The organism is Mesorhizobium sp. M0052 (assembly GCF_040323255.1).
Taxonomy (GTDB): Bacteria; Pseudomonadota; Alphaproteobacteria; order Rhizobiales; family Rhizobiaceae; genus Mesorhizobium.
Genome location: NZ_JAMYUS010000021.1, coordinates 1 through 20,218, shown reverse-complemented (window position 1 = coordinate 20,218; position 20,218 = coordinate 1). Strand labels below are relative to the sequence as shown.

Here is a 20,218-nt window from a genome sequence, read left to right as displayed (position 1 = left end):
GAGTGGGAGACTGCCGTGCCAACCCTGAAATTGCCGGCCGAAGGCGGATGCCGCTGCGGACGTGTGCGGCTCAAGATTTCCGCAAAACCGCTTTTGACCATGGCTTGCCATTGCATCGGCTGCCAGCGCATGTCGGCCAGCGCCTATTCGCTGAGCGCCGCCATTCCCTCGGACGGGTTCGAGATCATGCAAGGCGAGCCGGTGATCGGCGGACTGCACGGCGCCTCGCGTCATTACTTCTGCCCACATTGCATGAGCTGGATGTTCACGCGCCCCGAAGGGCTCGACTGGTTCGTCAATCTGCGTCCGACCATGCTTGATGAACCCGGCTGGTTCACGCCGTTCATCGAGACATGGACCAGCGAGAAACTGCATTGGGCGACGACACCGGCGGTGCATAGTTACGAGGCGCTGCCGGCCTTCGAGGCGTATGAGGGGCTGGTGGCCGAGTTTGCTGAAACTGCGAATCTCCCCCCTTGAGGGGGAGATGGCCGGCAGGCCAGAGGGGGTCGGTGCGACTGGGCTCGACGTCCTTGCTGCAGATGGAAGGTTGGCGCTTCACGCGCGGCGACCCCCTCTGTCGCCTTCGGCGACATCTCCCCCCCGAGGGGGGAGATAAGCCCCGCTAAAAATTTGCATCGAATCGATTGCGCAAACGTTTCGATGGCCCTAAGCTCCCTTAAAATCCGCCATCAGAGCGGACGGGAAACGCAAAAGGGAGGAGCGCTTGCAGGCGCTGATATGTCTTGCCGACAATGGCTGAAGTGGCGCGGCGCGCCGGCGTGTCGGTGTCGACCGTCTCGCATGTCGTCAACAACACGCGCTTCGTTTCGCTGGAAAAGGCGAGGCTGATCAACGACGCCATCGCCACGATGGGCTATCAGCCCAACGAGCTGGCGCGTTCGCTGAAGGCATCGACCACCAACAGCGTCGGCCTGGCCATCTCGGCGATCTCCAACCCTTATTTCACCGACATCATCTGCGCGGTCGAGGCTGAATGCGCGCGGCTCGGGCTGATGGTCTTTCTGTCGGACACGCAGGAAGATCCCGACCGCGAGCTGCAGGTGGTGCGCGCTTTCCATCAGCGCCGCGTCGACGGCGTCATCCTGGCCCCGTCGGGCTCGCCGCAGCGCGCCATCGATTACCTCGCCGACAAGAAGATGCCATGCGTTCTGATCGACCGTTTCGCCGACGAGCGCTTCGATCAGATCGGCGTCGAGAACGAAACGTCGATGCGCGCGCTGATCGACCATGTCGCCTCCTTCGGCCACAAGCGCATCGGCTATATCGCCGGACAGCCGGGCCTGACGACGACGCGCGAGCGCATCGAGGCGTTCCAGGCTTCGCTCGCCGCCAATGGACTTGAGTGCGTGCCGCGCTATCTCTCGGCCGAGAATGTCGACACGGCGGCGGCGACCGCATCCACCCACGCCATCCTGTCGCTGCCGTCGCCACCAACCGCATTGGTCACCGGCAACAACATGACGACGATCGGAGCCGTCCGCGCCATCCGCGAAAAGGGCCTCACCATTCCGGGCGATCTGTCGCTGGCCGGCTTCGACGATTTCGAATGGGCCGATTGTTTCGAACCGCGCCTGACGCTGGTTGCCCAGCCCTGCACCGAGATAGGCAGGCAGGCGGCAGCCCTGCTCAGCGCCCGCATCGCGGCGACCGGTTCAGAGCCACGTTCGGTGCGGCTGCAGGCGACGCTGCGGGCGCGCGCCTCCTGCGGGAGGCCGACCCACACGAGGCTAACATGAGCGCGCCGCTGCTGGTAATGACCGGCGCCGTCAAACGCTTCGGCGGCGTGCAGGCGCTGCGCGGTGTCGACTTCGATCTCAAGGCCGGCGAAATCCATGCGCTGCTCGGCGAGAACGGCGCCGGCAAGTCGACGCTGATGAACCTGTTGTCGGGCGTCTACACGCCGGACGAAGGCACGATCGAGATCGACGGCAAACCCGTGCGTTTCAACAACCCGCGTGAGGCGCAAGCGGCCGGCATCGCCACCATCTTCCAGGAGCTCGACCTGGTGCCGTCGCTGGATGTCGCCGCCAATCTGTTCCTCGGCCGCGAACTGATGCGTCCGGGCGGCTTCCTCGACGTGCCGGCAATGCGCCGCGAGGCCAAGAAGCGGCTGGAAGCCATCGAGATCGCCATCGATCCGGCCGCCATGGTGGCGGATCTGTCGATCGGCCAGCGCCAGGTGGTGGCGATCGTCAAGGCGCTGTCTTACGCCTCCCGCGTGCTGATCATGGACGAGCCGACGGCCGCACTCACCGTCGGCGAAGTCGAGCGGCTGTTCGATATCATGCGCAAGCTCGCCGCCACCGGCGTCGGCATCGTCTATATCTCGCATCGGCTGGAGGAAGTGCCCGGCATTGCCGACCGGGTGACGGTAATGCGCGACGGCCGTGTCGCCGGCATCACCGAGCCGCACGCGCCGCAGGCCGAGCTGGTCAGGCTGCTGGTCGGACGTCCGCTGGACGAACTCTATCCGCAACGCGCCAAGGCCGCGGGCAAGCCGCTGCTCAGCCTGAGGAACGCCAGCTTCAAACTCGCCCGCGACAGCGCCGGCTGGCAGGCGCCGCGAGGCGTTTCGCTCGATGTCCATGAAGGCGAGATCGTCGGCCTGGCCGGCATTATGGGGGCCGGGCGCACCGAACTGTTGTCCGCGCTCTACGGCACCGGCCTGTCCGGCCGCTGGGAGGGCGAGGTTGCTGTCGGCGGCAAGCCGGTGAAACTGGATTCAATCAGTGCTGCCCGCCACGCCGGCATCGCCTTCGTGACCGACGACCGCCGGGGCTCGGGCCTGATGCTGCGCATGGCGGTTGGCCTCAATCTGGTGATGTCGGTCATATCCCGAATCTCGCCGAACTGGCTGGTCTCGCCGCGCCGCCAGGCCGAGGCGGTGAAGGAATCCTTCAGCCAGTTCGATATCCGCCCGAAGAACCCTGACATCGCGGTCGGCGCGCTCTCGGGCGGCAACCAGCAGAAGGTGGTGCTGGCGAAAGAAATCCTCGGCAACCCGAAACTGTTGCTGCTCGACGAGCCGACACGCGGCGTCGATGTCGGTGCCAAGGGCGAGATTTACGCGAGGTTGCGGGCGCTCGCCGCACAGGGCCTCGGCATACTGGTGGCGTCAAGCGAGATGCCTGAACTGATCGGTCTGTGCGACCGCATCGTGGTGCTGCGCCAGGGGCGCAATGTGGCGGAATTCATGGGCGGCGTCGACGAGCACACGGTGCTGGCCGCGGCTAACGGCAGGGAGGCCTGATGTCTCAGGACAACAACCCAGTGGCAGCGAGCCCGGTGATGGCGGCGCCTCAAAAGCATCGCGACCCGCTGGCGCTCATCGTGCGCTTCCAGAGCCTGATCGGCCTGGTGCTGGTGGCGATCGGCGGCATCATCTTCTCGCCGCGCCGCCACGGCGAAATCCTGTTCCTCAACCCCGACAACATCGCCAACATCGTGCGCGCCGTGTCGGAGACCGGCATCATCGCCATCGGCATGACCTTCGTCATCATCACCGCCGGCATCGACCTGTCGGTCGGCGCGGTGCTTGGCCTGTCCAGCGTCGTCACCGCCTCGATGATGATCTCCGGCGGCTTCGGCCTGATCCCCACCATCCTCGCCGTGCTCGCTTTGGGCATCGTCTTCGGCGCCATCCAGGGCACCATCTCGACCCGTTTCCGGCTGGAGCCGTTCATCGTCACGCTGGCCGGCCTGCAGGCCGCGCGCGGCCTGGCGCTGGTCGTCTCCGGCAACCAGTACATCAACATTTCCTATGGCGAAGGGCCGGGCCTGGCGCCGCCGGTGTTCGCCGTGCTGGGCGAGCGGCTGTTCAACAACACCGTGCCGGTGGCAACGCTTGTGTTCGTCGTCTTTGCCGCGATCGCCACCATCGTGCTCAACACCACGCGCTTTGGCCGCTATGTCTTTGCCGTCGGCGGCAATGAGCGCGCCGCGCGCATATCCGGCGTGCCGGTGTCGATGGTGAAGATCTCGGTCTACGCCATCACCGGCTTTGCCGCCGCCCTTGCCGGCATCGTCCATGCCGGCCAGTTCAATTTCGGCAGCGCCAATGACGGCATGGGCTATGAGCTGACGGCCATAGCCGCCGTGGTCATCGGCGGCACCAGCCTGTTCGGCGGCGCCGGCTCCATGGTCGGCACCGTAGCCGGCACCATCATGCTGGGCGCGCTCGCCAACATCCTGCAGCTCAACAACATCACGCCCGCCATGCAACTGCTCGCGACCGCCGCGATCATCGTCCTGGCGGCAGTGCTTCAATCCCTCGTTCGCCGCCGCGAGGGGTTGGGTCGTTAGTGCATGTCGCGCAAAAGGTTTTGCGATGACGACATGCACAAACAAACAAGGAGGAGACGGCAACACGTGAACGTCAAACCAAGGTCTGGCCCCCCGGCCGGACGAGGAGGAGAGTGAGTTATGAAAACGACACTAAGAGGATCGACCCTCAAGGCCGTGCTGCTGGCCGGCGCTGGCCTGTGCATTGCAGGCTCCGCTTACGCCGCCGAGCCGCTGGTGAAAGCCTGCGCCAAGGACGGCCAGTTCGTCATCGGTTTTTCGCAGGCCAACAATGCCGAGCCCTACCGCCAGCACGTCAATGACGAGCTGGAGGCGGCGGCCAAGGAAGTGCCCGGCTTCACGCTGCAGATCGCCGACGGCGCCGGCAACGTCAACACGCAGACCTCGCAGGTCGACAATTTCATCACCCAGAAGGTCGACATCCTGCTGATCTCGCCCTTCGAGGCCGCACCGCTGACGCCGGCGGTGAAGCGCGCCATGGATGCCGGCATCCCGGTCATCGAGCTTGACCGCAAGACGGTCGGCGACCCCGGCAAGGACTACACCGCCTTCATCGGCGGCGACAATTTCAAGATCGCCGAGGAAGCCGGAAAGTACACCGCCAAGACGCTGCTGCCCGACGGCGGCGAGGCAGCGGTGCTGCAAGGCCTGCCGAGCTCGACGCCGGCCGTGGAGCGCCTCAACGGCTTCAAGGAAGGCGTGAAAGGCAACCCGAAGGTCCAGATCGTCGCCGAGCAGGCCGCCGACTGGGTGCCGGACAAGGCGCAGGTCGCCTTCGCCGCCATGCTGCAGGCGCACCCCGACATCAAGGTGCTCTACGCCTCCAACGACATGATGGCCGCCGGCGCGCTGCTCGCCGCCAAGGGAGCGGGCAAGGACGTCAAGATCATCGGCACCGACGGCCTGCCTGGCCCAGCCGGCGGCATCGAGGCGGTGGCCAAGGGCGACTGGGTCGCAACCTTCACCTACCCGACGGGCGCCAAGGAAGCGATCGAAATGTCGAAAAAGATCCTGCTCGATTGCGCCACCGAGGTGGACAAGACGGTGACGGTGGAGACCACCGCGATCACGGCCGAGAATGCCAAGCAACTGATGGGGAAGTGAGGGGGCGAAGCTCAGAACTGAGGTTGATGCGCAAGGCCCCGGGAGGGGCCTTGTTGCGTTGCGGCGAGCTACGGGTGAATGGCCGCTGCCGGCCTTCAGATCAATGCCATCGCTACCCGTAAGCGGACGTTGGTCTGCTTTAAACCGTAAGTTGCGGCTGCGCCGGGGATCGAGATGTTGCCGAATCCGCGCTCGTCGAGATTGCCGGCAGAACGTGATGCGTCGTTAATCACTCAATGTCTGCTGCGATGAACCAATCGTTGATCTCCCGCAATTCCGCACGCGCCTCTTCGAATCTACCCTGTGACCGCAATAGCTTTGCCAGACTATTGGTCGCCTGCAACTCCCAACTCCTAGCGCGCTGCTGCCGCGCAAAGGCAATAGCCTCGCGGAAAGAAGCCTCTGCCGCTCTGTCTCCGACTCCATTTGCAAGTTCGATCTCGCCGCGAATGCGAAGCAAGGCAGCTGTAAAGTAATGCTCGCCAATCTTTTCGGCCTCGCGCAGACCTTTCTCGACGGTCTCTGCCGCTATATCGAATTGTCCAGAGTTAATGAAAGCTTTGGCCAGTAAGCCTAAATAACACGATTTGTCGACTTCCTGATCTTCAAGGTCACTCTCGGTCAATGCCATCATATGGCTTCCCACCAGACTGTCATCGAGGCTTGATGCAGCCAAGCCACCAAAAAAGCGCGCCACCCGTGTCCAGAGATTGAAACCGTTTTCCTGCGCTAATGGCAGAAGTTCATCCGCCAGCCGAGCGATATCCCTGCTCTCTTCGCGGAAGGCGAACAACACACACCCGTTTCCCAAGCAGGCGGCCAAGCGATAGGCGGATTGCTGCCGAACGGTCGCCTCCGCCTCGAGGTAGAGTTTCAGCGCTTGACGGCGATACCCCAGAATATGCAAGGTCCACGAAAGGTAGATCATGGCCATACTCGGAAAGTCGCTGCCGACCTCGTCTGCACTGCCCTTGTGGCTGAGAGCGCGCTCAAGATATTGCCGAGCCTCCGCCAACTCACCCTGACAGAACAGACTCATGCCCTTAAACTGCAGACCTATAACGAGTGCGTTTAGGTAGCCGCCCTCCTCGCCGACTCGAATTAATTCATCACTGGCCGCGAGGGCCTTACCAAACTGGCCCGAGTTGAAATGGGTACCGAAAAGCCCGTCGAGTGCCCTAATCGTCGCCTCCAGTTCGCCAAGCTTCCCGCTCAGCGCTATGGCCCGCTGATACGCGGCACTGCCTTCGCCCGTCACGTAGCCGAGCGCAGCGTACAGAACGTCGCCCAGTTCCAGTTCGAAGCGAAGCAACCTGCGGCTACGATCGTCGGAGTCAGGCAAGAGTTTCGCGGCTTCAAGCCCTTTCCTGAAGATACGCACTGCGTCAACTTTCGCCCAAGTCTTGGCGGCCTTCAGCCCTGCCTGCAGCCAGTAGTCAGCGGCGCGATCGACCAGACCGGCGTCGGCGAAATGCTCAGCGAGCACTTCGGGATAGGCAAAGCCCGCGTTGGGGTCGCGCAGCTCGATGCATTCGGCAATCGACTTGTGAATCTGTTGCGCACGTTCGTGCAGCATCGTGCCTCTAGCGGCCTGCTGGAGCAGCACGTGGGTGAACGAAAAGCCTGCTCCGGCCGTCCCTCGCTCGGCTACGATCAGCCCTGTGCGCATCAGCTCACCAACCGCAGCGCGCAACTCCGCTTCAGGCCAATCACAAATTTCGCGCAGCATGTCGAAATCGAATTCGCGGCCGATCGCCGCCGCGACCTGCGCGACTTCCTTGGCGGTCCCCAGCCTGTCGAGACGGGCAAGCAACGAGAACTGCAGAGAGTTTGGAATGTTGTTCGTGAGTGACAGACGCTTGGGCTGCGATACGTCTAGGCGCAACCCTGTTTCGACCACGCTTCGAGTAAGCTCTTCGATATAGAGCGGGACGCCTTCACCGCGATCGAGCACCGCTGCTACGTCAGCAGCGAGCGCATTCGGACTAATGTCATGGACAATCGCTTCAGCGTCCGCTCGGCTGAGCGCTTCAAGCCTGATATGGTGCCCGTCAGGACCGTCGACCCATGGAACGCTTGCGTTGTTCCTGCTCGACACAAGCAAGAGGGCGGGTGTCGAAGCCAGGCTGGCGACGATTTTTTCGAGAAGGTCGCGCGAGGTCGCATCGGCCCATTGCTCATCCTCGAACAAGATCAGGATCGGGGTAGTTCGCGCCAAATAACTGACCAGATCGATGAATGCTTGCTCGGCAATGTTGCGCTGTCGTTCGGCACTTATCCCTTCAAGCCTGTCCGGCATTGTCGTCGGCATCCCGAGCAGGCCCGAGAAGATCGCCAGCGCGATGTCGCTGGACACCGAGCCTATCGACAATCCGTTGCGGAGCTTTCGAAGCTTTTCTTCCGTTGAGTCACCGTCCTCGATCGTTGCAATCCTCTGCAACTCTGCGAGGAATGGATAAAGGGTGCTGTTCTCAAAGGTCGGAGAACATTGCATGGTCAGTTGCGGAAAGCTGCGCAGACGCTGCTGGATTTCGTTGAGCAACCGGGACTTGCCGATTCCCGACTCCCCCGAGACCAACACGGCATTGCCACGCCTGTCGCGCACGACAGTCTCCCAGTGCTCCATCAGCAGTCGCAATTCGGCGTTGCGGCCGCACAGCTTGGTCATACGCGCCCGCTTTGCAAAGCGGGTCGGCACCATGCGCGCCCTTTGCACCTGCCAAACCTGGACTGGCGCGGCGAATCCCTTCAGCTCATGTTTGCCGAACCCGGTGAAATCAACCGCGCCGCTTGCGGCCTCGAAGGTCGCCGCGTCGACAAGGATCGTATTCGGCTTGGCCAGTACCTGCAGCCGTGCCGCTAGATGCGCGACGTGACCGAAGGCGACGGTGGATACACCGCTCGGTGCGCCGACGAACTCACCCACCACGACTTGGCCGCTCGCGATACCCATCCTCACTTGCAACGGATATCCCAGATTTGCGGAGATGGTGGCCACCGCATCAACGATCTCGAGCGCGGCCAGCACCGCGAACTCGCTGTCGTCCTCACCAGCTGTTGGATAGCCGAAATAGGCCTGAATAGCATCGCCGATGTAACTAGCCGTCACGCCCTTGCGGCGCCGGACGACGCTGCTGCAGGTCTGTAGAAAGCTCTCAATCAGGTGTTGGAAATCCTCGGGATCCAGGCGGTCGGCATATTCGGTTGACCCCACCATGTCGCAGAACAGGATGGTGAGATAACGCCGTTCCGCAACAGGTTTCGCCGGATTGCCGGGCAAAATGGGGCTGGCCAATGGAACCGGCGTGGTCACGCTCCGGGACCCTCCTTAGTGCGGCGACCATGTAGCACCCAGTCATGTTATCGCAAATCCCGGTGCTCACCAGTCGCTTTTCGATCGCGTCAGGTGGTTCATTGAGGCTCGCCACACTGAACATCGGCGTAGATCAAATGGTCTGCCTCGCTAAATGCCGCTTGGCTCTGGTCGAAGCAGAACCGTTTGGGCACCAAACGAACTAAGGTGCGTCGGTTGCATTCACCGGGCAGATCGATCTGGAAGGTGCGCGGCGACATCGACGGCGCTGGATCGCTCCATTTCTTGTGACCAGCAAACGAAACGTTCTCGATCCACAAGCTGGAGCCGGCTGAACCGACTGGACCGGAGATAGCCTCGACGCTGATGCCCTTTGCCTGCTCGATGCTTGGATATTCGCCACTTTGCGGCGGATCCCCGTTTGCCGGAATCGTGCCCGCGCTGACTGCCACATTGATCCTGATATCGTCGCGCTCGGGAACACCACCGTAGCTGTTGCGAAAGGTCCAGCTTAAGCGAAGGACACGCGTCCTGACGTCCTCTCCGGGCGGTGGAGGCAAAACCCGAATCTCGGCATCGGCAAGCGAAGAGCCTTCATCCTGCGCTTCTGGCGCCGGGCAGCGCGTGTAGAGTGGGCGGTAGCCACACTCAGGACCGCCGGCTCCCCACAGACAGTCGCTCAGCTTGCGCCAGTCTTCCAAGCTCAATCGAGGCGTTCCTGAGGACAGGTCATTGCCGGACCCCGGCACCATCCAGGGATGGATGCCGCTGCTGCCGATCGCCCAGTCCGTGCGATGTGCTTCTATTCCGGCGTAGACGGTCTGTTCCTCGTGCAGCTCGAGCAATTGGACCCAGGTTGGCGATGTGACCGCCGGTTCGTACCCGACTGCGTCCGCGGCAAAACGGCGGCCGGTGATTTGTGTGGTAAGCGTGTGGCAGCTTGTGCAGTTTCCGGTCGGATCTTCGACCGTCCTGGCTTGGCTAAGTTCATTGGGATAGGTGCCGGTGTAACCGGAGCCGACCACGCGGAACGGCGCGCCCGGCAACCGCGGTCGGCGCGGTAGAAAATCTCCCAGGCTGAAGGCGGTCGATTTGGAATCGCGGGCTGAACGGAAACCGACCCTGCTCTGTTCAATGTGCGGATCTATCACATAGGGGCTTTTGTTGTCATGGCATGCATGGCACGAGATCTGGAACGTCGGGTCATAGATTTTCTCCGCCGCAACCCTTCCGATGTCATCGGAATAGTTGCGCCCGCCTGGCGGAACGAAGGGCTTTGACCAATCGAACTCGCTCCGGTCCTTGCGGCCGTCGAAGAAGATGATTTCTCCGGATTTCCGATTGAACCCGATGGTGCCGAAGACGGAAAATCTCGGATCCGACCGTGTCCAGTAGGGATCGGTGCTGACCTCGTGGCTGATATTGGACTTTCTGCAGAGGAACAGCCATTCCACGTTGCCGCGCACGACCCTTACTGCACGTGAGTTCAGCCCACAGTAGGTTGAGCTGCCAGTTAGCGAAGGCTTGTCGCATCTGGGCAATGTCGCCGTCCATTTCACCACCTCTCCGTTCTCATTGCTGTGCTCGAACTCCAGCGGAGAGCCCGGTTTTGTCGGATTGGGCTTGAGGTCGACGACATTGCCATCAACTTCCAGTGGGATGACCTTCATCTGTGGGCTGCCGCAATCGCCCTCTGGAATAGGACCGAACACCGCCCGCGCTTCATCGCCAGACCTCGTTATGACGTCGGTGCTCTTTGAGGCTGGCGCCCAAAAGATGTCAGGGTTCCATCGCGTAACGGCTTCGGCGAACGCCTTCCCATCGAGTTCAGCGGGAGCGAAAGCGACGCTGCGAGGGCGCAGCGGCTCGAAAGCGGAACTGCGTGGCAATGGTGACGCCGCGTAGTTGCCCGCCTTGCTGCAAATCATGTCGGCCTGATTGGAGCCTTGCCTCTCGCCGGCTCGCGGCGTCGACACGAAAGCTTCATGTCCGATCGTCCCGGACAACAGGAGAAACGCAACGCCGAGGACAGCAGCGATCAGCGCAACAGCACGCATCTCAGCCCACTGGAGCGTGCCAGTGAACCCATGGCCGATCTCTGGGCGTCATCGCTTCTTCGCTGCGACAGAGCCAGCGTCATAGTCAGCGTGGACAGTAAGCGATTGAAATCGCCACATGCCGTCATCGCCCTTTACAACAGACGCGCGGGCATCCGCCGAATAGTCAAGACTCGGTGCCGAAGAGTGGGAGTCCTGCATTGTCACAAGGACTATCGATTTGGTGTTCACCGTCTTGTCGTTAACCACGTCGAACAAGGTGTTGGTCACGAGATGCCGGGTCTGGAGTTTATCGGTTTCCAGTTTCTTAACTATTATTTTCATTTGCACGAGAAGATCATGTGCCGACTCTGGGCCAAGGTCGAGTGTCAGCTCGAGGACACTGCTGCCTGCATCGCAAATCTCATAGTAAGACGATTTAGGTTCCGCAAAGAGGGTGGCGAACGCGGCTGCATTTTTTTCGTCGATCGTCCAGGCGTAGCGGGACAAAAGATCTTGGATTGCCTGACGGTCTTCGGCCGGAGGATTATTATTGACGTTCCAGCCATGAGTAGCCTCTGTTCCACATGAATCAGCCAAAGCAGTGCCGCTGAAAGCAAAACAGAACCCATACGCCAAGGCAAAATACCTCAAAATCGCGCAGACTGTTATTAAGCCTTTCCAACGCTCGCTCATAATGGCCCCCTCGGATGGAGCTTGATGGGAAAGTAGCGGTTCATCTTATACCACGCCAAAAAAGGCGCCAGTGAAAATCGATGTCATTGGAGGCCGGGGATGTCGTATTCCTGAATTTGTGAATTTGTGGTAAGTTGTACTCCCCTGTCTGCAGCAATTTTATTCCTGATTGCCAGATCAGCTGTGGGTGATCCTGGTATGCGTTAGCAAAATAAAAGCTCACGTAGGCGAAACAATAGATTCTAATCGTGGTTACACAGGAGCAAAAAATGCCAAACATTGTTCGAAATACGGTGTTTCTAATTTCAGCCTTTTTTAGTATAGTTCCTTTGGCGTTTGCGCAGCAGAATCAGGAAATTGAGATAGTTCTGCAATCGCGCCTGACTTCTTTTGGAAACGATACCCCACTAATTATTGACTTTACTCTCACGAACCGGTCACGCAGCCCGATCAGACTGCTCAGGTGGACCACGCCGATCGACGGCGTCTCGGGCGAAATTTTTTCAGTAGCGAGAGGGTCGCAGCCAATTCAGTATATTGGCCCTTTGGTGAAGCGAGCAGAACCGACCGAGGCTGACTTTATCAATATCGAACCCGGACAATCGATTTCGGTGCCCGTCGATCTGTCATTGTACTACGCCATCTATGAAGCAGGGATCTATGCGGTTACCTATGATACAGAGAGAGTGGGTCTGCTGGTTGGCCCTCAAGGTGCCCTGAGACGCGCCCAGGTTCTGAGCAACGCCGTCACGTTCAGGCTTCTATCCGGTCGAATTCCTCCGGAACGGATACCGCTCTCGGCACCCAAATTCGACCAGTGTGACAGCTCTCAACAGGACGATATTGGCGCTGCGCTGGCGGAAGCAAACAACATAGCCTCGGCTGCGCTGCAGGTTTTGCAGGGCACGCCTTCTGCCCAGCAACCGAATTCCCAACGATATCTGACATGGTTTGGGGCGCATACCGTAGGACTGTACGCGAAGGCCACTGGAAATTTCTCGAAGATTGCGGATGCTCTTGCAAACAAAGCAATATCGTTTGGATGTCACGGCAGCCTCTGCGGACCGGGAGTTTATGCGTATGTGTTCCGTGGTCAACCTTATAATATCTTTGTTTGTCAAAAGTTCTGGTCAGCCGCTCTGAAAGGAACGGATTCAAGATCTGGAACGATTGTACACGAAATTAGTCACTTTGAGGTCGTCGTCTTCACAGATGACTATTCCTCTGGTGGTCAAAATACCGCCAAGCTACTCGCGGTTGAAAACCCCCCGCAAGCCACAGAAAATGCCGATAGTCATGAATACTTTGCGGAGAACAACCCGGATCTTCCGATGTGAGGGACACCCAGGCAACTGATCCAGCGTGGATACGGGTGCCGTATTGCCATCAGAAACGAGAAAAGATCACCGAGGGCCGGACACATTGCGATCGCATGGTGAATGTCCGCTATCGCTCCCGCACACCGAAAGCGGTCCGGTCGCTCTCGGCCAAAATGCGACATTCAACTTTCGTCTCGTCCTGTCAGGATTTGGCAAGCCGCCCGCCGGCTGGCTCCGAAATGTAGGATCGAAGTCCTGGGCGCGCATGCTAATGCGGACAACACGAACTGGACCGGTTTGGCAGTGATCCACTGCGCGCGCCAAACCCTGGCCGATTCACGGCGCAGCCGTAAACCCGCACTGCTTCTGTTCCATGTCGATCTGCTTGGTGATCCGGATGGCGTTCTGGGCGTAGGCTTCGGTCACCGAGCCGCTGTTGACGGTCTTGTCCTTCAGCGGGCTGACGGCCGCGCAGAGGTGGAACACATGCTCGGTGTCGGACTTGGTGGCGCCGTTTTCCGGCGCGATCCAGTAGACGATATCCTGGCCATTGGGGTGCGCCGCGTCCTTCGTCGCCGCGGCCACCGTGGTGGAGTCGGTGGCGATCGCCTGCGCCTGGGCGGCGACCTCGGGCGAACAGGCCGTGGTCGGCTGCCCCGCCTTGATCTGTTCCGCGCACGAGTTCATGTCCTGCGTGTACTGCTCGACCGACGGCGGCTGGTAGCTGACCCCGATCAGCGTCGCCAACACCGCCAGCACGGCGCCGATGCCGCCGGCCACCTTCTTGCTCTTCGGGTCCATGTTCTTGTCGTTGAGGATCAAGAGAACCAGCGGCAGGAAGGCAATCAGCGTGATGATCGCGCCGAGCTGGTTCTGGACGAAGAACCTGAACGTGTCGGATTCGCGGGCCGGGTCCTTCCGGTTGGCCGCCTTCCAGAGCAGGCTGCCGACGATGGCGAATATCGCGATCCCGACCAGGATGCCGATCAGCAGCGGCAGGTTGCCCTGGTCGAACTTGTGCTTGTAGAGCAAGACGATCCCGGCGATCTCGCCGCCAATGGCGATGACCCACGACAGCACGGCGAACAGGCGCAGCCGCGTGGCCCCGGACTTCTGGCCCTGCGTTGCCTGCCAGTCCTTGGTAACGTCTACGGTCGGCTTGTTGTCGGTCATGACCAGATCCCCCGGTATCGACACGTTTGCGGGGCGTCAAAGGCGCCCGGCGCAGCGTCATTGATCGAACGTCGCCTGCCCCGGCGCGAAAGCGCCACGGCAGACCCCATCCTTATTGCGCATGATGGGATTCGTCCATAGCCGAGGCGGGCGGACGCCGATGCCGGCGATGGCGCGGAGGAGGGCAGGGCAATCGCATATGGCGGCGCCAGCCCCACTCCGTCCGCCGCGGCCACCTCCCCCATGTCCATGGGGAGAGGAAACCCAGGCCCATCAAGGCCGCGACCTCGGTAATTGGCATTTCCTCTCCCTCCGCGGAGCGGGGCAATCGAATATGACAGGTTTGCGCTCTACGAATACCCCCACCCTTAATCCCTCCCCACAAGGGGGAGGGAGACTTGGTAGGCGCTGATCGCCGCAAATCGCCTGGGTTCCGCGCCAGAAAGGGTGGCTTGCGGCAGCGTTCCCTCCCCCTTGTGGGGAGGGTTAGGGTGGGGGTCCTCTTCGCAAGAACTCATATGTGATCGCCTTGCGCCGAGGAAGGGAAGGTGGGTCGCCGAACCCGAGGGAGCGCCATATGCGATCGCCCTGCCATAGGTCGGATCACGCCACCGCGGGAGCGCAACTAATTTGTATACAAATGTTTCTGGGCGGCATCGGTTTGTGAAGCGCTTCACCGTTGCCGCGCGATCGATCGGTTACAGAGGCGGCGCAAGAGCGGGCCTGAGGCAGCGCTCTGCTGCTGCATGGAGGTAACCGATGTTTCAAAGTCTCAGCAGAATTCGCGCTGCCCTGGCGCGCGCCAGCAAGCACAGGAAGACCGTGCGCGCACTGAATGCGCTGCCGACGGAGATCCAGAAAGACATTGGCTGGACGGAGTCGAGGTCGATCGATGAGATAAGGCTGCCGTTCTAGGGCCGCATCCAGCGTCGCTAATATATCGCTCGCCATCGATTGTTCGGAAGCGTACAGTGCAGCATCGTCGGCCACATCAATGGGCGCTGACGCTTGGGAGCGACCATCGCACTCCTGCCCCGACAGGAGGCATTGGAGCCATGGCGGAGCAACCGAGACAGTCCGGTCTGAGCGCCGAGACGCTCGCGGCCTTGGCGCGGGAAACCGGGGCCTCCGAGCAGCAGATACAAGAGATCGCATCGCTGATCGGCAACGATCGCTCGTCCATCGTGCGCGAAGCGCGCATGGTTGCGGCTGACCGCCCGAAGCGCTGATCCAGGAAAAAGCTGCTGGATTGATTGATGGGGCGTCGCCCCTGATTTGTCGGTTTTGTACGAAGTACAATGGCTGAATCCGAGTCAGCTATCGTCCAAAAACCGTTTGCATTTGGGCAGGGCGCCGACGGCTGGGAGATTACATGTGCTCTTGCCCTTGACGGGAGAGAGCGATGGACCAGTCGGTCAGCAAGGAGAAAAGCGGCCTTTTGCGCCGCATGAACCCGGCCGACTTCGCACTGCTAGCGCCGCATTTGCACCATCGTGTGCTCGATCTCAAAGCCCCGCTCGAAATGGCGGGCGAGCCGATCGCCTCGGTCTGCTTCCTGGAAAGCGGCCTGGCCTCGGTGGTGGCGAGGAACCGGCCGGGCCTGGACACCGAGGTCGGCATCATCGGCCACGAAGGCATGTCGGGCTCCGCTTTGGTGATGGGCGCCGACTGGGCGCCCCATGACTGCTACATGCAGATGCCGGGCGAGGCGGTGTGCATCGGTTCCGAGCCGTTCAAGGCAGCGCTGCAGAAAAGCCCGACGCTTCGCGCCTTCCTGCTCCGCTATGCCCATTATCTGCACGGCCAGACCAAATCCACGGCACTGAGCAATGCCCGCGCCAAGCTCGAGGATCGGCTGGCCCGATGGCTCCTGATGTGTGACGACAGGGTGGTCGGCCACCAGATCCAGATCACGCATGAGTTCCTGTCCGTCATGCTCGGCGTCAGGCGTCCCGGCGTCACCATCGGCCTGCAGATCCTGGAAGGGCGCGGCCTGATCCGGTCGAGGCGCGGCGAGATCGTCATTCGCGACCGGGATGGCCTGATCGCCGTCGCCGACGGTTTCTACGGCCAGGCCGAGGCCGAATACGAACGCCTGCTGGGCTGAGCCTGGCACGGGCTGGAAATGGCCGACGCGAATGCCGGTGAAAGCATGTTGCCAGAGCCGCGCCGGCCATTTGCGGCCATCTGGGGAGAGGCCGCCCGGCAAATCTAGCATCGGCGCAAAAGCGGGCAACGAGCCGCAATCGCTTGGTAAAAACCGTACAATCGAATTGTGTTGAACCTTGGTTCGGCAAGAGTATGAATCTGCTGTCGTCGACCATGTATATGGGGCGCTGGCGCCTGAGGCTTCGACAGGCTCGCGCGCCCGATGTGAACGGGGAAAACCGAAATGGCAGAACTGCTTTTCGATGTATCCGCCTTCGATTGCGCCATCCTGCGCGCCGCCTTCATCAAATCGGTGATGGAAGACAATGTCCCGGAAAAGCGCTGGCGCGCGCTCGCCGCCTCCCTGGTTCGCGACCTGACCGACCACGAAGACGTCGAGCCGGATCTGCTCGGCTGGATCACGCGCAAGTAGCAATATTCTGACGGTCCGGCGGCTACCCCAGCCACCACCACAGCGCCGCGATCGCCGCAAGCACCGCCGCCACCGACAGCCCCAGCATGATGTAGCTGCCCTTGATGATGTCGCGGATGATCTTCTTCACGCTTTCGCGGTCGTTGAGGTTGGGGAAAGGCTCGTTGGGCAGCGCCACGCCGAGGAAGCCGCAGAGCGGCGCCCAGCCATCGCTGACCTTGAACACCAGAAGCTTCTCCGGCGGCACGGCCGCTATCACCTCCTCGGTGTAGGCGTTGTAGCGCGCCACCGCCTTGGCGCGGTCGTCCATCACGCCGGCAAGCGTGCGGCCCCAGATCAGCCTGTGCGACATGTCGCCGAATTTGCGGCCGAACGGCGTCAGCCATTCCAGCACCTTGAACTGCCACAATGTCTCGGTGAAGTGGATGGTGTCGATGGTGCTGTCGTACCAGGCCTCGGCGCCGCGCGGATGCAGGGTGAGCAGCACCTTGGCGTCGGGATAGGCGGCCATCAATTCGCGCCACACGCAGCATCCCGGATTGTCGACCGTCGCCTTGTAATTGGCAAAGACTCTGGTCCAGTCGTGCTGGCTGCCGGGCGGGCTGTTGGCCACCTTGCGCCAGAAGTCGAGATGGCCCTTGTTGGCCTTGTTGAGGATGACTTCCTGCATGTGATAGCTGGGAAGGCCCAGCCTGTTCAGCGCGGCAAAGGTCGACCATGTGCCGGTGCGGCCGAATCCGGCCCCGATGAGCTCAAGCGTCATTTTAACCCCCCTTGTTGAGACCGCTTTTCTTTTTATGCCGGTCCGCTCGGAATGAGGTTGCATCCGCGCCCCTCGGCGCGCAACAATTTTCCCTGTCCAGGGCAGAAATGTGTTTGCTTTTTCGTCTGGGCCACGCGGAATGAGGGTTTGGCTATTCCAGCGGGTGAGGGAGCCTGATAATAGGTCAGTCAGATTGACCTAAATCGCATGGCCAGAACGGTCATGCTGGACCAGATGCCGTATCCCGGGAGGTTGGCTCGTGAGTTTGATGGACCTGTTGGCGTCGCGCGCCTCGCGCATGAAGGCGTCGGAAATCCGCGAGCTGCTCAAACTGCTCGACCAGCCCGATATCATCTCCTTTGCCGGCGGCATCCCCGATCCGGCCTTGTTTCCGGCGCAAGCCATCGCCGATGCCTATGCCTCGGTGCTGGGCGGCGCGGAGGCGAGCGCAGCACTTCAGTATCAGGTCTCCGAAGGCTATCTGCCGCTCAGAAAATGGCTGGCCGGCCAGATGGGCAAGCTTGGCATCGCCTGCGACGAGCACAACATCTTCATCACCTCCGGCTCGCAGCAGGCGCTGGATTATCTGGGCAAGCTGTTCCTGTCGCCCGGCGACACAGCGCTCGTGACGTGGCCGACCTATCTCGGCGCGCTCCAGGCCTTCAACGCCTATGAGCCGCGCTACGACCGGCTGACGCCGGATGGCGGCAACATGACGCCCGCCGCCTACCAGGCGGCGGCTGCCGCTGCAGGCGGCAAGGTGAAATTCGCCTATCTGGTGCCCGATTTCGCCAACCCGACCGGCGAGACGCTGAACCGCCAGCAACGCGAGGCGGTGCTTGACCTCGCCGGCGAGCTCGACATTGCCGTCATCGAGGACGCCGCCTATCGCGCGCTGCGCTATGACGGCGAGGGCCAGCCGCCGATCCTGGCGCTCGACTGCGAACGCTCAGGCGGCATCGACAATGCCCGCACGCTCTATTGCGGCTCGTTCTCAAAGATTCTGTCGCCGGGCATGCGCGTCGGCTGGGTCTGCGCGCCGCGCCGCGTCGTCGAGCGGCTGGTGCTGATGAAGCAGGCGTCGGACCTGCACAGCCCGTCGATCAACCAGCTGGTGATGCACCGCGTCTCCGAGGCCGTGTATGACGGCCAGGTGGAAAAGCTGATCGGCGCCTATCGCCAGCGCCGCGACGGATTGCTTGCAGCGCTTGAGGCGGAAATGCCGGATGGCGTCAGCTGGAGCCGGCCGGAAGGCGGCATGTTCGTCTGGCTGACGTTGCCTGAGGGTTCGGATGCCACCGCGCTGCTCGCCCGCTCGGTCAAGGAAGCCCGCGTGGCGTTCGTGCCGGGCAACGCATTCTACGCCGACGGTTCGGGCCGCAACACGATGCGGATGAGCTTTACGCTCGCAGATGAACGCGCCGTGGGTGAGGGCGTGCCGAGGCTGGCGAAATTGATGAAGGGCTAGGCGCCCTACCTCCCCCTTGTGGGGAGGTCGACCGAAGGTCGGGTGGGGGTGCTTGGCGCCGACCCCCACCCCGATCCGCTTTGCGGATCGACCCTCCCCACAAGGGGGAGGGTAAAAAAGTCACTCCGCCACCACCAATTTATCCTGCGTCTTCGTCTCGAAATCGCTGGCGTCGTGGCGCTCGTGCAGTTGCATGGCGGGGTCGCCGAAGGCGCGGTTGACCATGCGGCCGCGTTGCACGGTCGGGCGGGCGTCGATCGCCTTGGCCCAGCGTTGTACGTGCTCGTAGTCCTGCACCGACAGGAACTCGGCGGAATCATTGTACATGCGGCCGAGCGCCAGGCCGCCATACCAGGGCCATACCGCCATGTCGGCGATCGAATAGAAGGCGCCGCCGAGATATTCGGTCTCGGCCAGCCGCCGGTCGAGCACGTCGAGCTGGCGCTTGGTCTCCATGGCGAAGCGGTCGATGGCGTATTCGAACTTTTCCGGCGCATAGGCGTAGAAATGGCCGAAGCCGCCGCCGAGATAGGGCGCCGAGCCCATCTGCCAGAACAGCCAGGACAAGGTTTCCGCGCGCGCCGGCTGTTCGGTCGGCAGGAACTCGCCGAACTTTTCCGCGAGATAAAGCAGGATCGAGCCGGACTCGAAGACGCGGACAGGCGTCTTGCCCCTGCGGTCGAGCAGCGCCGGGATCTTGGAGTTGGGGTTGACCTCGACAAAGCCCGAGCCGAACTGGTCGCCATCGTTGATGCGGATCAGCCAGGCGTCGTATTCGGCGCCCTTGTGGCCGAGCGCCAGAAGCTCCTCCAGCATGACAGTCACTTTGACCCCATTCGGCGTCGCCAGCGAATAGAGCTGCAGCGGATGCTTGCCGACCGGCAGCACCTTGTCATGCGTCGGACCGGCAATAGGCCGGTTGATGCTGGCGAACGTACCGCCATTGGCTTTCTTCCAGCTCCAGACTTTCGGCGGGATGTATTCGGTCATGCGGGGAATTCCTTGGGTTTGGCGGGGCGAAAACGACGGCGCGAGACTGATGGCGGAAAAGTCGGCGGAACGTAGATACTGGAACACATAGGTGCAATTCAGAAAGGTTCAACTTGTGTTGAACTATTATCGATGTCAGCGCCGCCCCTCATGGCCCTGCCGGGCACTTCTCCCCGTATAGTGACGGGGAGAAGGACGCTGTCGCCTACTGATTTCGCCAATTGCCAGCGTTGCCAAGAGCGCCGATGTTGCGGCCATCTCCCTTCTCCCCGTCACTATACGGGGAGGTGAGGAGCGTGTCCGAACCGGATAGATAGGTAACAGAATGGACCGATAGCATGGGTGACAGTTTTCTCCTTCGCCGGGAGGACCGGCGATGGTTTGGCGAGAGACTGGCATCATGGACGAGCGGCTACGGTTTGTTGTGGAGTGTCTTTCTGGGGATGAGA

18 protein-coding genes are annotated in these 20,218 nt (G+C 61.5%); 11 read left to right on the top strand and 7 right to left on the bottom strand.

Translation table 11 applies throughout. The annotated features are described in order from the left end of the window. Window positions 1-15: 15 nt before the first annotated feature. From NKJ77_RS24775 to NKJ77_RS24755, 5 genes are all read left to right on the top strand, one after another. Entirely contained in the window at window positions 16-480 is a 465-nt protein-coding gene (locus tag NKJ77_RS24775) for a GFA family protein (RefSeq protein ID WP_023831043.1), read from the top strand. 266 nt (window positions 481-746) lie between these two features. After that, on the top strand, window positions 747-1,760 hold the full coding sequence (locus tag NKJ77_RS24770) for a LacI family DNA-binding transcriptional regulator (protein ID WP_023831042.1): 1,014 nt from the start codon (window positions 747-749) through the stop codon (window positions 1,758-1,760). Further along, window positions 1,757-3,274, top strand: coding sequence for a sugar ABC transporter ATP-binding protein (locus tag NKJ77_RS24765; RefSeq protein ID WP_023831041.1), 1,518 nt, complete (start codon window positions 1,757-1,759; stop codon window positions 3,272-3,274). Before NKJ77_RS24770 ends, NKJ77_RS24765 begins: the two co-directional genes overlap by 4 nt. Beyond that, window positions 3,274-4,326: an ABC transporter permease gene (locus NKJ77_RS24760; protein ID WP_023705098.1), complete on the top strand. Its 1,053-nt coding sequence runs from the start codon at window positions 3,274-3,276 to the stop codon at window positions 4,324-4,326. The genes NKJ77_RS24765 and NKJ77_RS24760 overlap by 1 nt, the downstream gene beginning before the upstream one ends. Before the next feature lie 120 nt (window positions 4,327-4,446). Further along, window positions 4,447-5,430: a substrate-binding domain-containing protein gene (locus NKJ77_RS24755; RefSeq protein ID WP_023689831.1), complete on the top strand. Its 984-nt coding sequence runs from the start codon at window positions 4,447-4,449 to the stop codon at window positions 5,428-5,430. Window positions 5,431-5,525: 95 nt separating this feature from the next. Here the strand turns inward: NKJ77_RS24755 and NKJ77_RS24750 are convergent, their stop codons facing one another. The 4 genes from NKJ77_RS24750 to NKJ77_RS24735 form a co-directional block, all read right to left on the bottom strand. Next, window positions 5,526-5,663, bottom strand: coding sequence for a hypothetical protein (locus tag NKJ77_RS24750; RefSeq protein ID WP_155923945.1), 138 nt, complete (start codon window positions 5,661-5,663; stop codon window positions 5,526-5,528). Then, a complete protein-coding gene (locus tag NKJ77_RS24745) occupies window positions 5,660-8,743 on the bottom strand; it encodes an ATP-binding protein (RefSeq protein ID WP_155923944.1) in 3,084 nt (1,027 codons plus the stop codon). The genes NKJ77_RS24750 and NKJ77_RS24745 overlap by 4 nt, the downstream gene beginning before the upstream one ends. 98 nt (window positions 8,744-8,841) lie before the next feature. Further along, complete coding sequence (locus NKJ77_RS24740; protein WP_023831039.1) at window positions 8,842-10,800, bottom strand: hypothetical protein; 1,959 nt, start codon at window positions 10,798-10,800, stop codon at window positions 8,842-8,844. 48 nt (window positions 10,801-10,848) lie between these two features. Further along, window positions 10,849-11,475, bottom strand: a complete 627-nt coding sequence (locus tag NKJ77_RS24735) for a nuclear transport factor 2 family protein (protein ID WP_023831038.1) — start codon at window positions 11,473-11,475, stop codon at window positions 10,849-10,851. A 269-nt stretch (window positions 11,476-11,744) separates the two neighbouring features. Between NKJ77_RS24735 and NKJ77_RS24730 the strand changes: the two genes are divergently transcribed. After that, window positions 11,745-12,812 carry a M35 family metallo-endopeptidase gene (locus tag NKJ77_RS24730; protein ID WP_081732353.1) on the top strand — a complete coding sequence of 356 codons (1,068 nt, stop codon included), beginning with the start codon at window positions 11,745-11,747 and terminating at the stop codon, window positions 12,810-12,812. A gap of 318 nt (window positions 12,813-13,130) precedes the next feature. Here NKJ77_RS24730 and NKJ77_RS24725 read toward each other — a convergent pair whose 3' ends face one another. Continuing rightward, window positions 13,131-13,967, bottom strand: a complete 837-nt coding sequence (locus NKJ77_RS24725; protein ID WP_352535884.1) for an SLC5/6 family protein — start codon at window positions 13,965-13,967, stop codon at window positions 13,131-13,133. A 759-nt stretch (window positions 13,968-14,726) separates the two neighbouring features. On the opposite strand from NKJ77_RS24725, the gene NKJ77_RS24720 reads away from it, so the two are divergent. From NKJ77_RS24720 to NKJ77_RS24705, 4 genes are all read left to right on the top strand, one after another. Further along, the gene (locus NKJ77_RS24720; RefSeq protein WP_352497251.1) at window positions 14,727-14,882 is read left to right on the top strand and encodes a DUF1127 domain-containing protein; all 156 of its coding nucleotides are present in this window, start codon (window positions 14,727-14,729) and stop codon (window positions 14,880-14,882) included. 140 nt (window positions 14,883-15,022) lie between these two features. Further along, the gene (locus tag NKJ77_RS24715) at window positions 15,023-15,196 is read left to right on the top strand and encodes a hypothetical protein (protein WP_023671410.1); all 174 of its coding nucleotides are present in this window, start codon (window positions 15,023-15,025) and stop codon (window positions 15,194-15,196) included. Window positions 15,197-15,369: 173 nt separating this feature from the next. Continuing rightward, entirely contained in the window at window positions 15,370-16,074 is a 705-nt protein-coding gene (locus tag NKJ77_RS24710) for a Crp/Fnr family transcriptional regulator (RefSeq protein ID WP_352535883.1), read from the top strand. 285 nt (window positions 16,075-16,359) lie between these two features. Continuing rightward, a complete protein-coding gene (locus tag NKJ77_RS24705) occupies window positions 16,360-16,548 on the top strand; it encodes a hypothetical protein (protein ID WP_023671412.1) in 189 nt (62 codons plus the stop codon). A 22-nt stretch (window positions 16,549-16,570) separates the two neighbouring features. Here NKJ77_RS24705 and NKJ77_RS24700 read toward each other — a convergent pair whose 3' ends face one another. Continuing rightward, window positions 16,571-17,311, bottom strand: a complete 741-nt coding sequence (locus NKJ77_RS24700; protein ID WP_023693766.1) for a sulfotransferase family protein — start codon at window positions 17,309-17,311, stop codon at window positions 16,571-16,573. A gap of 268 nt (window positions 17,312-17,579) precedes the next feature. Between NKJ77_RS24700 and NKJ77_RS24695 the strand changes: the two genes are divergently transcribed. After that, entirely contained in the window at window positions 17,580-18,779 is a 1,200-nt protein-coding gene (locus NKJ77_RS24695; RefSeq protein ID WP_352535910.1) for an aminotransferase-like domain-containing protein, read from the top strand. Between the two features lie 120 nt (window positions 18,780-18,899). Here NKJ77_RS24695 and yghU read toward each other — a convergent pair whose 3' ends face one another. Continuing rightward, window positions 18,900-19,769, bottom strand: a complete 870-nt coding sequence (yghU, locus tag NKJ77_RS24690; RefSeq protein WP_023831033.1) for a glutathione-dependent disulfide-bond oxidoreductase — start codon at window positions 19,767-19,769, stop codon at window positions 18,900-18,902. Between the last annotated feature and the right edge of the window lie 449 nt (window positions 19,770-20,218).

What these genes read in the sequence shown, in the direction of transcription:
- NKJ77_RS24765 (WP_023831041.1), top strand. Translation starts at nt 1,757, where the DNA reads ATGAGCGCGCCGCTGCTGGTAATGACCGGCGCCGTCAAACGCTTCGGC.
- NKJ77_RS24760 (WP_023705098.1), top strand. Translation starts at nt 3,274, where the DNA reads ATGTCTCAGGACAACAACCCAGTGGCAGCGAGCCCGGTGATGGCGGCG.
- NKJ77_RS24755 (WP_023689831.1), top strand. Translation starts at nt 4,447, where the DNA reads ATGAAAACGACACTAAGAGGATCGACCCTCAAGGCCGTGCTGCTGGCC.
- NKJ77_RS24740 (WP_023831039.1), bottom strand. Translation starts at nt 10,800, where the DNA reads ATGCGTGCTGTTGCGCTGATCGCTGCTGTCCTCGGCGTTGCGTTTCTC.
- NKJ77_RS24735 (WP_023831038.1), bottom strand. Translation starts at nt 11,475, where the DNA reads ATGAGCGAGCGTTGGAAAGGCTTAATAACAGTCTGCGCGATTTTGAGG.
- NKJ77_RS24730 (WP_081732353.1), top strand. Translation starts at nt 11,745, where the DNA reads ATGCCAAACATTGTTCGAAATACGGTGTTTCTAATTTCAGCCTTTTTT.
- NKJ77_RS24725 (WP_352535884.1), bottom strand. Translation starts at nt 13,967, where the DNA reads ATGACCGACAACAAGCCGACCGTAGACGTTACCAAGGACTGGCAGGCA.
- NKJ77_RS24720 (WP_352497251.1), top strand. Translation starts at nt 14,727, where the DNA reads ATGTTTCAAAGTCTCAGCAGAATTCGCGCTGCCCTGGCGCGCGCCAGC.
- NKJ77_RS24715 (WP_023671410.1), top strand. Translation starts at nt 15,023, where the DNA reads ATGGCGGAGCAACCGAGACAGTCCGGTCTGAGCGCCGAGACGCTCGCG.
- NKJ77_RS24710 (WP_352535883.1), top strand. Translation starts at nt 15,370, where the DNA reads ATGGACCAGTCGGTCAGCAAGGAGAAAAGCGGCCTTTTGCGCCGCATG.
- NKJ77_RS24705 (WP_023671412.1), top strand. Translation starts at nt 16,360, where the DNA reads ATGGCAGAACTGCTTTTCGATGTATCCGCCTTCGATTGCGCCATCCTG.
- NKJ77_RS24700 (WP_023693766.1), bottom strand. Translation starts at nt 17,311, where the DNA reads ATGACGCTTGAGCTCATCGGGGCCGGATTCGGCCGCACCGGCACATGG.
- NKJ77_RS24695 (WP_352535910.1), top strand. Translation starts at nt 17,580, where the DNA reads ATGGACCTGTTGGCGTCGCGCGCCTCGCGCATGAAGGCGTCGGAAATC.
- yghU (WP_023831033.1), bottom strand. Translation starts at nt 19,769, where the DNA reads ATGACCGAATACATCCCGCCGAAAGTCTGGAGCTGGAAGAAAGCCAAT.